The organism is Streptomyces huasconensis, from assembly GCF_021028635.1.
GTDB classification, from domain to species: domain Bacteria; phylum Actinomycetota; class Actinomycetes; order Streptomycetales; family Streptomycetaceae; genus Streptomyces; species Streptomyces huasconensis.
The window spans coordinates 8,077,287-8,089,496 of the sequence record NZ_CP086119.1; the positions used below are offsets into that span (position 1 = coordinate 8,077,287).

Here is a 12,210-nt window from a genome sequence, read left to right on the forward strand (position 1 = left end):
TTGATCAGGACGTGGGCGCGGAGGGAAGGGGCCGGCTACGACCATGCGTACGCTCTCACCTCCGAGGGGCAGGTATGGAGCTGGGGCCTCTACGGAGGTTGGTGCCGGATGTCGTTCCGATGGTCCTCATCCCCACCTCGCACCGGGCGAAGCCCAGCGCCCTGCGGCCACCCACACGGGCGAGAGGATTCACCGCAGGAACGCTTCCGCACAACGCGCCGCCGGAGCCTGCCAGTGCGCTCCTTCCGCCACAGCGAGACGATTTGGTGACGGCGGCTCGGTGTGATAGAGGCACATGTTGCGTCCACTCCGGATTCCGTGTTGCCAACGTTGCACGACTCCCTTTGGCAACGTGCCTCTGGGGCAGCGGCTGATCTGCCCGAACCGTCCGGCCCGGCGTGCGGTGGGCCCGGCGCAACGGCCGTTTCGTTGCCTCTTGCCTCGATCACGTACGGCAACACCTGCGTGACACCCCATGCTGTTTGTCGCCCACTTGGCGGCCTGCCGGGCGGGAGCGCCCTCCGCGCCTAACGACGCGGGGCAGACGAATGGGGAATCGAGTGGACCAATCCTTACTGCCGCTGAGATCGGCCTTGGTCTTCCTGCTCGCCGTGCTCAGCGGCGTTGCGGCGGCGGGGGGGGGGGCTGTCCTGGCTGGCGGGGGAAGGCGCCGCCCGCGGCGTGCCTGTCGGCCTCGCCGTCGTCAGCATGGCGACTCCGTTCTTCGACCGCCTGATCACGCCGGGGTCCGGCGAGACCTGCGGGAAGGCGCACGACCATGGGTGAACTCCGGCCCAGGACCTGACGAAGGAGTCGAGGGCCCTCGCCGAGGTACTGCACGAACTCTTCGAGGGACTCGAAGTCTCGGTGCGCCGGTATGCGGCAGGCGCCAACGCGACCCGGGAACGTTCTCCCACTACCTCAACGGCACCCGGCTGCCCCCCTGGTCAGCGATCATGGACATGATGACGGATCTCGCCGTGCACCGCGGCACCACCGTCACCCCCGAGACCATCGAGTACGTGCGCAGCCTCTACAAGTCGGCGTTCGACGCCAACTCCACACCTACGCACGCGGCGCAGATCACCGTCCTTCCTCGCACGGCTCGCCGACCACGACCGGACACTCGCCACCTGTTGCCAGGCCGACATCGACCTGTGGCTCGTCTCGTACTCAAGTACGCGTACTCATGTGCGGCCGCAGGGCGCCCCCGAAGATGTGCTCATGACGCGAACCTCCGGCGCGGAGACAGCGGATGCCCACCTTCCGGGCAGAGCGCGCGAGCGGTCCGGTCGGCCTGCGTACCCCCGGGGAACTCCCCTTTGCCGAAAGAGACATGCATGAGTCACGACCTGCACATACGAGCCGCCACATCCGAGGACCGGGTCTGGATCCACGAGTTGCGGCACCGCGTGTACGCCCAGGAGCTGGGGCAGCACACGCCGCGGCCGGAAGGACGGTTGTCCGACGCGCTGGACGGCGACAACGTCTACCTCGTCGCGGCCCGAGGGCCGGTCCGCATCGGCTTCGTCAGCCTGACCCCGCCGTGGCTGGGCCGCTACGGCCTGGACAAGTACCTGACCCGCGACGAACTGCCGCTGCTGTCCGAGCAAGGACTCTTCGAGGTACGCATCCTCACCGTGGAGCCACGCCTGCGGGGCACCGCCGCGGCGCCCCTTCTGATGTACGCGGCTCTGCGCTGGATCTCCTCCCGGGGCGGCCGCGCGGTGGTGGCGATGGGCCGCACCGAGCTGCTCGACATGTACCGGGCGGTCGGCCTGCGGCCCGTCGGACGCACCGTCCGCAGCGGCGCGGTGACCTTCGAGGTGCTGACGGGCGAGGTGGCCCGGCTGACGCAGAGGGCGACCACCCGGTATCGCAGCGTCCTGGAGCGGTTCGGCTCCGAGGTCGACTGGCAGTTGGACATGGATTGGGCGCCGGGGCCGGACGGCTGCGAACACGGCGGCGCGTCGTTCACCGCTGTCGGCACGGACTTCCGCACCTTGCACCGGCGCCACGAGGTCGTCGCCGCAGACGTGCTGGACGCCTGGTTCCCGCCCGCTCCCGGGGCAGCCGCGGCGCTCGCGGAGGACCCGGCCTGGTCCGCCAGAACCTCACCTCCCACCGGCGCCGAGGGCCTGCTGTCGGAAGTCGCGACGGCCCGGGCCCTGCCGGTGGACACGCTCGTGGCCGGGGCCGGCTCGTCGGACCTGATCTTCAGAGCGTTCGGCCGGTGGCTGACCCCGCAGAGCAGGGTGCTCCTGCTGGACCCGGGCTACGGCGAATACGCGCATGTCACCGAGCGCGTGATCGGGTGCCGCGTGGATCGCTTCCGGCTGCACCGGAAGGAGGGATGGCGGATCGACTTCGCCCGGCTGGCCTCTGTCGTCGGGGCGGGCCGCTACGACCTGGTGGTCGTGGTCAACCCGAACAACCCGACCGGACGCCACGCGCCCGCCGCCGAACTGCGCACCCTGATCGCGGCCGCCCCGGCCAGGACCCGCTGGTGGATCGACGAGGCATACCTCGGCTACGTGGACCTGGCGGAGTCGCTCGCCCCACTGGCCGCGGTGGATCCGCGGGTCGTGGTCTGCACCTCGCTGTCCAAGATGTACGCGCTGTCCGGCGTGCGGGCGGCCTTCCTGGTGGCCGAACCCGCCACCGCGGCACTGCTGCGCCGGTGGACGCCGCCCTGGGCGGTGAGCCTTCCCGCACAACTCGCCGCAGTGGCCGCCCTGCGGGACCCGGCGCACTACCGCGCCTGCTGGCTGCGCACCCACACCCTGCGCCGTCAACTGGCTGCCGACCTTGCCCGGATGGCGGGTACTGCCGTGATCGAAGAGGGCGTGGCGAACTTCCTCACCATCACCCTGCCCTACGACGGACCGAGCGCCGCCCGCGTGGTGCGGGAGTGCCGTCGCCACGATGTCTACCTGCGCGACCTGTCGCCTCTCTCGCCGCAGTACGAAGGGCGCACCGTACGCGTCGCGGTCAGAGACACGGCGGAGAACGCGCGCATCGTTGCCGCGTACGGTGCCGCGCTGGAGGCGCTGCGACCCGGCTCGCTCGCGTGGCGGTCCGCCGAGTCCCCGGTCGGTGTCACCGCGGGCCACGCCCGGTGATCAGCGTCGCCTCCCTCGCGCCCTTCCTCGGCGGGGCCTTGGCGCTCGGCGGGATCGCCGCGGCGCTCTCCGGGCGCCGCGAACTGCTGGTCCGCTGGTGCTGCTGGGCGGTCGGCGTGCCCCTGGTCGTCGGAGCGTTCTGGTGGGGCAGTCCGGGAGTGACGGCCCTCGCGCTCGTGGTCGGGGTGGTCGCGGCGATGGAGTTCGGCGGGCTGATGGGGCTGTCCCGGCCGGACAGGGCGGTACTGGCCGCGGCGGTCTGCGGCGTGGTGCTGACAGCCTGGCTGGCCCCCGGACACGAGGTGAGGGCGGTGGCGGCCGGTGCGCTGGCCATCGCCGCGGTCCCGCTGCTGGCCGGTGACCGCGCCCACGGTCTGCGCCGGCTCACGGCCGGCCTGTTCGGACTGGTCTGGCTGAGCGTGCTCGCCGCCCTGGTACCGCTCGGCGCGAGTGCGCTCGTCCTGTTCGTCGCTGTCTCGGTGGGCGACATCGTCGCGTACTTCACCGGTCAACGGTTGGGCGGGCCACGGCTGTCACCGCTCTCCCCGGCCAAGCGGTGGAGCGGAACCCTCTGCGGTGCCGCGGCCGCCCTCGGCGTGCTGGCCGCGCTGTCCGCGCTGAGCCTGCCGACGGCGGTCGCGGTGGCCGTCGGCGCCCCGGCGGGGGACCTTCTGGAATCCATGGTCAAGCGAGGAGCGCGGGCGAAAGACTCCGCTCACTGGCTGGCCGGCTCCGGGGGCCTGCTCGACCGCGTCGACTCACTCCTCCTCGCCCTGGCCGTCCTTCTCCTCCTGCGCTGACCGGCCCTCCCTCTCCGACGCCCAGGGGTCGTTCAGCTCGGCAGGGTTCAGGTACTCGAGAGCGGGCCATCTGCGTCGGAGACGCAGCCCTGAATGTACGGCGGCGGGAACCAGGCGCTAGTTCAGAGAAGTGACCAGACCTAAGCTGATGGCGCCGGACCGGACAGGGCGGGGCATGGCGATGCCTCCATGGTCAGCCTCGACTCGATCAGCCAGTTCAGGGCCGGAGGCCGGGCCTGCCGGCCGCGGGTGCGTTCCGGTTCTCGCTGTTCCGCATCCGCGATCCACCTGCGGGTGCGCGCCAGGTTCCGCTCTGGACCCGTCCCAGGAAGCGGAGCACATCGATACGGCGGCTGTCGCTCATCGCGCGAGCCGGTAGTTCCTCCAGCTGCCGACGACGGGCGACTGCCGTCCAGCGGCCTGCGGCACGCCGTCGAACAGGGCTGGAAGGGCCGCACCCCTCCTTCACCCTGCCCCGGGCAGAACTCGAAGCACTGCGCAACGGCTGATCCACGAGATCATGCCCGGAGGGGGCAGGTGAGCGGGAGGACACGTGCGGTCGGCTGCCCCGTGAGGTGGGCGTCGGTGAGCGCGGCGCCGGTGATCGGGGTGGGGTTCTCAGGCCGGGAGGCGAGCAGGTCCCCGGCGGTGCCGGGCAGGGTGAGCCAGCCGCAGCCGGTCGGCTTCTCGACCAGGTCCTGCGGGTCGGTCAGGCCCAGCGCGGCGATGTCCTGTCCCACGACGTTGCCGGTGCCGGTGTGCGCGGTGCGCAGGGTCAGCATCAGCACCACCAGCCGTGCCTCCGGGCCGGGCGGCGGGGTGTGGTCGGCCACGTGCGCGAGGACAGAGCGCGCGTGGTCCCACTGCGGTGCCACGGCCAGCAGCCGCGTCACGTGGTCGGCCTTGCGTTCGTAGCGTCGGTGGAGGCGGTGGCAGCCGGCAAGCCAGGCCATGGTCCGTTCGATGGCCCACCGGTGTCGTCCGAGCCGCGGAGAGCGAGGAGCTTGCCGGGCTTGCGTCCGCGTCGGCCGCGGCGTGATCACACCGGACACTCCGCCCGCTCGCCCCGCTGTAGGCGGCTACCCGCGACCGTGTCCGCCGCATCCCGCGCCACCACCGCGACCTGCACCGACTTGAACAGAACACCGCGGCCGCCGCCATCGTCACCGGCAACGGATCACCACACTCCCGGCACTACCGCCGGACCGTCCCGCCAGCCCCCACACCGCAGAGCATCCAGCCGCCCGGTGCCTCATGGCCAGAGTTGAAAGACACCTACTTACAGGCGTGCCTCGCGCTCCGTCCCGCGTCGACAGATGTCACGCGTCGCGGAGGTGACGATCCCGGCGACGAAGGCGACCGGGCTGCCATAGAGCAAAGGAGGACCCACACCGGTCATCCAGTCCCCGATGGCGAGACACGTGACAACGTCGACGTAACAGAAGAGAAACAGTGCCCCTGCCCCGAGCTTCTCATCGGCCCCCCTCTGATCACAGCTCATTCGCTTGCGGCATGCCCGGCCCGATACCGCCCGACACAGTCGAGGGCGGCCCGCGGAGGACTACGCGGTCACGGCGGCCGCGTCCGCCGCGACCGATGAGTTCGTGGTTCCCGACCGGTCCACGTATATGACACCCCAGCAAAGGACACCGTCATGTCTGAGCTTCTCGTCGACTTCATCACCTCCCTCGACGGCTACGCGTCGGGAGAAGGGTGGCCCGGGTTCTGGGGCCTCGAAGGCCCGGAGTACCTCGCATGGCTCAGTGAGCAGCCCGAGGCCACCTACCTGATGGGATCGAACACCTACCGCCTGATGTCCGGCTTCGCCGCAGGCGGGGTCCCGAACGGACAGGACGAGTTCAGGCCCGAGGAAGAGGCGTCCGTCGACGGACTCACGCGAGCGTCCAAGGTGGTGTTCTCCTCCTCGCTCAAGGAGCCACTGACCTGGGCCAACTCCACGCTCGTCCGCGACGACGCCGTCGAGGCGGTCCGCACGATGAAGTCGAGCGGCTCCGGGCTCCTCAGCACCATCGGCAGCCTCAGTCTGTGCCGGTCCCTGCTGCGAGCCGGACTCGTCGACCGCTTCCGGGTCGTGCTGTTCCCGGTGATCACGGGGGCCACGGGCCAGGAACGCATCTACGACGGCTATCCGGACATCGCCCTCGACATGACCGAGCACCGCACCTTCGACGGCCGTATCCAACTGGTCGAGTACAAGCCCCGCGTGCTCGACCACCCGCCGCTCGGCGCCCCTGCGTGAAGCGGGCCACCTACGTCATCGCGCGTGCGCCCACTGGAGCAACTCGGGCGAGTCATCGAACAGACGTGGGGCTCGTACGTCCAGATGCGCGGGGGCGTCCTGCCTGGCCGGTTCGAGGGCCAGCGTCTGTACGCCGTCCTGCTCCGCCGCAACGGCGTCGTCGGGGTGCTCGCGGAAGCCCGCGAAACGGTAGGCCACCTCCATCATGCGGTTGCGTTCGGTGCGCCTGAACCCGGCGGTCAGCAGGACCCCGGCGCGGGCGGCCTCGTCGGAGAGCCAGCGCAGCAGCGCCGCCCCCACGCCGAAGGACACCACGCGGCAGGAGGTCGCGAGCAGCTTGATGTGCCAGGAAGCAGGGCGTCGCTCCAGCAGGATCACGCCGATCGCGCCGTGCGGGCCGAAGCGGTCGACGAGCGAGGCGACCAGCACCTCGTGCTCCTCGTCGGCCATCAGGGCGCGCAGGGCCTGATCGGAGTAGTGGACACCCGTCGCGTTCATCTGGCTGGTGCGCAGGGTCAACTCCTCGACCCGGGAGATCGCCTCGTCGCCGGCCCGCTCGATGCGCAGCTCCAGGCCGAGCGAGCGCAGGAACTCCTCGTCGGTGCCCGTGTGCTCGGTGCGCTCGGCCTCCCGCCGGACACCGGCCTGGTACATCTGCCGCCGCCTGCGGGCGTCGCCGGTGACCACGGCCGGGGTGAACTCGGGGCGGCCGGGCAGGCCGAGGGCCTCCTCCGCCGGATAGCAGCGCACCTCGGGCAGGTGGAACTCGACCTCGGCGCGCTCGGCGGGCTGGTCGTCGATGAAGGCGATCGTCGACAGCGCGAAGTTCAGCTCGTCGGCGATGGCCCGTACGGAAGCCGACTTGGCGCCCCAGTTGATGTGCGGCAGCACGAAGTACTCCGCGATGCCCAGCTTCTCCAGGCGCGCCCAGGCGTGGTCGTGGTCGTTGCGGCTCGCGACGGCCTGGAGGATGCCGCGCGAGTCCAGTGCGGTGATCACCTCGCGCAGGCCCTCGTGGAGCACGACCTCGCCGTCCTCCACGAGCGTGCCGCGCCACAGGGTGTTGTCCAGGTCCCACACCAGGCATTTGATCGTCGGCCGCGCCTCGGTCGGCTGCCGCGCTTCGGTCGTCACCGGCTTCACACCTCCCACAACGTCACCGTCCACGCGGCGACCGGACTGTTGCTCAGGACGAGGACATGCCCTCCGGGGCCGACCTCACCGGAGGCGAGGAGGCGGTCCAGGTTCAGGACCACGTCCATCGGGCCGAGATGGCCCAGCTCCGCCAGGTGGGTGGCGCAGACGGGGTGGATCTGGAGCCCCAGCGTGGCCTTGTAGAAGTCGAAGGCGCTGGAGGTGACGTTCTGCATCAGGGTGGCGGCCACGTCGTCCTTGCCGATCCCCGCGTCCGCGAGGACCTGGTCGACGAGCCTGCCGAGCCTGGTGCGGCTGTGCATGGCCAGCTCGAAGGAGTAGCGGTCGTTGTCGTCGCACACCTCGCGCCACTGCGACCAGGGGCTGTTCTTGTACTCGACCTTGAACAGGTCGTGGAAGGAGCTGTCCGCCTCCATGCGGTGCGCCTTGAGCAGCGGCCGGCCGCCGCGCACCAGCGTCATGGCGAACGCCCCGTCCCCGATCACCGTGACGGGGCGGCGCACCCGGTCGGCGGCGGTGGGCCGGCTGCCGTAGGTGAGCAGGACGCTCCGCCGGGACGGGTCGCCGTTGAGCAGGTCCCTGCCGAGCGCCCAGGCCGCCGACGAGCCGGCGCAGCCCAGACCGTCGACGGTGAAGGGGAAAATGCCGGTGAGCCCCGCGAGATGGGCGATCTTGCCCGCGTCCGAGCCGATCAGTACGTCCGGTGCGCGGGAACCGATGTGCAGCATCAGGTCGGGGTCGCCGGGGTGCGCGGCGAGCAGTTCCCGGCAGGCCCGCGCGGCGAGTTCGGTCGGTTCGGTGTCGGGGAAGACGCCGACCGACTTGATGCCGGCCTGCCCGGCGAACCGCAGCTCCTCTTCGGTCAGCCTGGCCAGCTCGGGCAGGTCCTCGACGGCCACGCGCTCCTCGGGCAGCAGGCAGTGGATCGCGCCTATTCCTATGTCTTCGCCGGCCGTCGTCATGCCACACCCTCCAGCGCGCGCTCGGCGAGGATCAGCTGGCAGATCTCGTCGCTGCCCTCGATGATCTGCATCAGCTTGGCGTCCCGGTAGGCCCGGGCCACCGGTTCGCCGTCCACCGACCCCGCCGAGGCGAGTACTTGCACCGCGGTGGCGGCGGCGTGTGCCGCGTGGCCCGCGGCGACGTGCTTGGCGAGCACCGCCTCGCCCGACAGCTCGGGGGAGGCGCTGTCCCAGCGGTCGGAGGCGTGCTCGCACACCCGGGTGGCGGTCTGCTCGGCGACGAGCAGCTCCGACAGGTGCCGGGCGACGAGCTGGTGCTCGGCCAGCGGCTTGCCGAACTGCTCGCGGCGGCGGGCGTGGGAGGCGGCGGCCCGCAGGCAGCCGCGGATGATGCCGACGCACCCCCACGCCACCGAGAGGCGGCCGTAGGTGAGGGCGATGGTGGTCAGCAGGCCGAGCGACTGGCTCGTGCCCGAGAGCACGCGGGACGCGGGAAGGCGTACGCCGTCGAGGACCACGTCCGCGTGGCCCGCGGCGCGGCAGCCGAGGGGCTGGGCGACCGGGTTCACCGTGACACCGGGGGTGTCGGTGGGGACGACGACGGCCGCCGCGCCGTCCTGGTAGCGGCCGAAGACGACGACCACGTCGGCGTAGACGGCGGCGGTCGACCACACCTTGTGCCCGTTCAGGACCACCTCGTCGCCGTCGTCCGCGATCGTGGTGGTGATCGCGGAGAGGTCGCTGCCGGCCTGCGGTTCGCTGAACGCCACGGCCGCCAGCGAGCCCGAGGTGAGCCGGGGGAGCTCCGCCGAGCGCTGGCGGCGGGTGCCGAAGCGCTGGATGGTCCAGGCGGCCATGCCCTGAGAGGTCATCACCGACCGCAGCGAACTGCACAACGCCCCCGCGTGTGCCGTCAGTTCACCGCTGGCCTGGCTCGTCAGACCGTGTCCGCCGTACTCGGCGGGCACCTCGGCGCACAGCGCGCCCTTGGCGCCGAGCCCGCGCAGCACCTCCGGGGGGATCGCCCCCGCCAGGTCCCACTCCGCGGCCCGGTCGGCGATCTCCGCACCGATCAGGGCCGCGAGTTCGTCACTCACCGGAGCCCGCTTCGGCGAGCCGGAGCACCAGGTCCGTCATGGCGTTGACCGTACGGAAGTTGTCGATGCGCAGGTCGGGGCCCTCGACGGCGATGCCGAAGGTCTTCTCGACGTGGACCACCAGCTCCATGGCGAACAGGGAGGAGACCCCGCCGGTCGCGAAGAGGTCGGTGTCCGCCGCCCAGTCGGTCTTGGTGCGCTCCTCCAGGAACCGCCGCAGCTCGGTCCTGACGTGCTCCGCCGACAGGGGAGGGGTGGTGGTGGGCTCGCTCATCTCCGTGCTTCCTCTCAGGGCTTCTTGTGGACGAGGGTCAGGCCGTCGGCGACGGCGAGCATGGAGATGTCCACGCGCTCGTCGTCCCGCAGCAGGGCGTTGAGTTCACGGATGGCCAGGGTGTCCGGGTCCTGTGCGGCGGGGTCGACGACCTTGCCGAAGAAGAGGGTGTTGTCCAGGACGAGCAGCCCGCCGGGGCGCACCAGGGTGAGTGCCTGCTCGTAGTAGCGGACGTAGTTGGCCTTGTCGGCGTCGAGGAAGGCCAGGTCGAAGCTGCCGGGGCCGTGCTGCGCACGCAAGTCGTCGAGTGTCCGCGCCGCGTCACCGAGCCGCAGGTCGATCAGTTCCCCGACCCCGGCCCGCTCCCAGTAGCGCCGGGCGACGGCGGTCCAGCGTTCGCTGATGTCGCAGGTGACGACCTTGCCGCCGGGCGGCAGGGCGCGCGCCATGCACAGGCTGCTGTAGCCGGTGAAGGTGCCCACCTCCAGGACGCGGCGCGCACCGGTGACCCGTACCAGGAGGGCGAGGAGCTGGGCCTCCTCCGGCAGGACCAGCATCGCCTGGAGCATGGGCATGCCCGCGGTCTCGGCGCGCAGCTCGCGCAGCACGTCGTCGTCGCGCAGCGACATCTGCCGTACGTAGTCGAGAAGCGTCTCGTCGACGGCGAGCTGACCGGCCATCAGGAAAGCACTCCCGTATAGGTGTAGAAGCCCTTGCCGCTCTTGCGGCCGTGCTCGCCCGCGGCGACCTTCCGCAGCAGCAGCTCGCACGGGCGGCAGCCTTCGTCGCCGGTGCGCTCGTGCAGTACCCGCAGGGAGTCCACGAGGTTGTCGATGCCGATCAGGTCGGCGGTGCGCAGCGGCCCGGTGCGGTGGCCGAGGCAGTCCTGCATCAGGGTGTCCACGTCCTCGGCGCTCGCCCTGCCCTCCTGCACGACGCGGGCCGCGTCGTTGATCATGCGGTGCAGTACGCGACTGGTCACGAAGCCGGGGCCGTCGCCGACGAACACACCGCGCCGGCCGAGCGCGGTGAGGAGCCGCCCGACCGAATCCGCGGCCCGGGACGAGGTGCGCGAGCCGCGGATCACCTCGACGGTGCGGATCAGATACGAGGGGTTCATGAAGTGGACGCCGAGAAGGGCCTCGGGGCGCGGGAGCTTCGCGGCCAGTTCGTCCACCGGGATGGAGGAGGTGTTGGTGACCAGCGCGGTGTCCTCATCGACCGTGTGGCTCACCTCGGCCAGTGCCGCGATCTTCAGGCCGGCGTCCTCGGTGATCGCCTCGATCACCACGTCCGCGTCCGCGCAGTCGGCCACAGAGGCACCCGTGACCGGTTCGGCGCGGGGCTTCCCGGAGCGGACGCCCATGAGCTGTGCGGTGCGCAGTTCGCGCTCGATCCGGGCCGGGGCGTCCGCCCGCTTCGCCGGATCGGTTTCCACCAGAACCACCGGAACGCCGTGTTCGAGGGCGAGTGTGGTGATGCTGACCCCCATCACGCCGGCGCCGAGAACGGCCAGCCGCGGGGTGGGATCTTCCTCTGTCACCGCGTACCTCCCCATGCCAGGCGGTTGACATACATGAATGGTTCGCTCGGGAAGCGGGTATGGACGTCCGTCCGGCACGCGAAGAACGCGCGAAGATATCGCCGTGTGGCGCCACCACGGCGGAATTCTTCATTCCGGAAACTCGGGTACCGGTCGGCGAGACGCTCGAAGGGTCGCAATGCGACGCCGCGTTCCTTCCCCTCGATCCGACGCCGCACGACCGTAGCATGATTGTTCCCCGGTGGCGCCAGGGGCCAATGGCCCCTGAATCCCCGGGATTCCGCCGTGAATGCCGGACGGCCTGCGGCTTCTCTCTTTCTTGCGGCTTCTTCATTCTTCGGTGAATATGTCGGGGGCAGGTGGGGAATAGGTTTCCCGGTTCGGTCCGCACGCCTCGCCGTGGTGCGGATCGTCCGTCTGCCGGCGCGCGTGAGGGGGATGGGAGTATGCGGCAGAGGCCTGCGGCAAAAGCGGTTCAAGCTCCCGCACTTGGGCGCAATCGGACGGATCGGCGGGCGGGCGCGCGCTACGGACGGTGGGCGCACCGACCGGACCGGGTCGCCCCGGGTCTGCCGGGTCCCGATGCGGTTCCTGTCCGGAAATCATTGCCCGGAAGGCCCCCGGACACGATGGAACGGAAGCCTCCGGAGAAGTGGTTTTCGCTGGCCAACGAGGGTTCGGAACGGTTTAGTTGAATAGCCGATCAGGTGCGGACGCATAAATGATCACATGGTTGCCGCTTCTGGATATCAAGTGTTAGATTTCAGTTGGCCGATGAAGCTGACGGGGGGTCGACCGCTGGGCATGCCTACGGACAGTGATGCAAGTGGAGTCGACGGCCGCCGCCCCGCACTTCGCCCGGTCGGTCTCGTGACAATTGGTCCGGACAATCCCATGACTGATGCCTCCCCGTACCGGCAGGCACCCTTTCCGTGCGCACGTGAGTTCCGTCTCATGTAGGCCGACCGCGAGCCGACACTCTTGATCGGTGCTGAAT

The 12,210-nt window shown here is 70.6% G+C and carries 10 protein-coding genes and 1 pseudogene; 4 read left to right on the plus strand and 7 right to left on the minus strand.

The annotated features are described in order from the left end of the window. The 3 genes from J2N69_RS36800 (at window position 1) to J2N69_RS35870 (ending at window position 3,922) form a co-directional block, all read left to right on the plus strand. Window positions 1–270, plus strand: a complete 270-nt coding sequence (locus J2N69_RS36800) for an RCC1-like domain-containing protein (protein ID WP_408056863.1) — start codon at window positions 1–3, stop codon at window positions 268–270. 1,070 nt (window positions 271–1,340) lie between these two features. Beyond that, window positions 1,341–3,122: a histidinol-phosphate aminotransferase family protein gene (locus J2N69_RS35865; RefSeq protein ID WP_230904466.1), complete on the plus strand. Its 1,782-nt coding sequence runs from the start codon at window positions 1,341–1,343 to the stop codon at window positions 3,120–3,122. Further along, window positions 3,119–3,922 carry a phosphatidate cytidylyltransferase gene (locus J2N69_RS35870; protein WP_230904467.1) on the plus strand — a complete coding sequence of 268 codons (804 nt, stop codon included), beginning with the start codon at window positions 3,119–3,121 and terminating at the stop codon, window positions 3,920–3,922. Before J2N69_RS35865 ends, J2N69_RS35870 begins: the two co-directional genes overlap by 4 nt. An 869-nt stretch (window positions 3,923–4,791) precedes the next feature. On the opposite strand, the pseudogene J2N69_RS36805 reads toward J2N69_RS35870, so the two are convergent. Beyond that, a pseudogene (locus tag J2N69_RS36805) lies at window positions 4,792–4,962 on the minus strand (transposase); the annotation flags it as partial. Window positions 4,963–5,576: 614 nt separating this feature from the next. Here J2N69_RS36805 and J2N69_RS35885 point away from each other — a divergent pair. Next, on the plus strand, window positions 5,577–6,182 hold the full coding sequence (locus J2N69_RS35885) for a dihydrofolate reductase family protein (protein ID WP_230904468.1): 606 nt from the start codon (window positions 5,577–5,579) through the stop codon (window positions 6,180–6,182). 15 nt (window positions 6,183–6,197) lie between these two features. Here J2N69_RS35885 and J2N69_RS35890 read toward each other — a convergent pair whose 3' ends face one another. The 6 genes from J2N69_RS35890 to J2N69_RS35915 are packed head-to-tail and all read right to left on the minus strand — an operon-like array spanning window position 6,198 to window position 11,228. Beyond that, entirely contained in the window at window positions 6,198–7,316 is a 1,119-nt protein-coding gene (locus tag J2N69_RS35890; RefSeq protein WP_230904469.1) for an HAD-IIIC family phosphatase, read from the minus strand. Between the two features lie 5 nt (window positions 7,317–7,321). Then, window positions 7,322–8,299, minus strand: a complete 978-nt coding sequence (locus tag J2N69_RS35895; protein ID WP_230904470.1) for a 3-oxoacyl-[acyl-carrier-protein] synthase III C-terminal domain-containing protein — start codon at window positions 8,297–8,299, stop codon at window positions 7,322–7,324. Then, window positions 8,296–9,396: an acyl-CoA dehydrogenase family protein gene (locus tag J2N69_RS35900; protein WP_230904471.1), complete on the minus strand. Its 1,101-nt coding sequence runs from the start codon at window positions 9,394–9,396 to the stop codon at window positions 8,296–8,298. The genes J2N69_RS35895 and J2N69_RS35900 overlap by 4 nt, the downstream gene beginning before the upstream one ends. After that, the gene (locus J2N69_RS35905) at window positions 9,389–9,670 is read right to left on the minus strand and encodes an acyl carrier protein (protein WP_127911399.1); all 282 of its coding nucleotides are present in this window, start codon (window positions 9,668–9,670) and stop codon (window positions 9,389–9,391) included. Before J2N69_RS35905 ends, J2N69_RS35900 begins: the two co-directional genes overlap by 8 nt. 14 nt (window positions 9,671–9,684) lie before the next feature. Continuing rightward, the gene (locus tag J2N69_RS35910) at window positions 9,685–10,350 is read right to left on the minus strand and encodes an O-methyltransferase (RefSeq protein WP_127911400.1); all 666 of its coding nucleotides are present in this window, start codon (window positions 10,348–10,350) and stop codon (window positions 9,685–9,687) included. Beyond that, the gene (locus J2N69_RS35915) at window positions 10,350–11,228 is read right to left on the minus strand and encodes a 3-hydroxyacyl-CoA dehydrogenase family protein (RefSeq protein ID WP_408056864.1); all 879 of its coding nucleotides are present in this window, start codon (window positions 11,226–11,228) and stop codon (window positions 10,350–10,352) included. The genes J2N69_RS35910 and J2N69_RS35915 overlap by 1 nt, the downstream gene beginning before the upstream one ends. Window positions 11,229–12,210 lie beyond the last annotated feature (982 nt).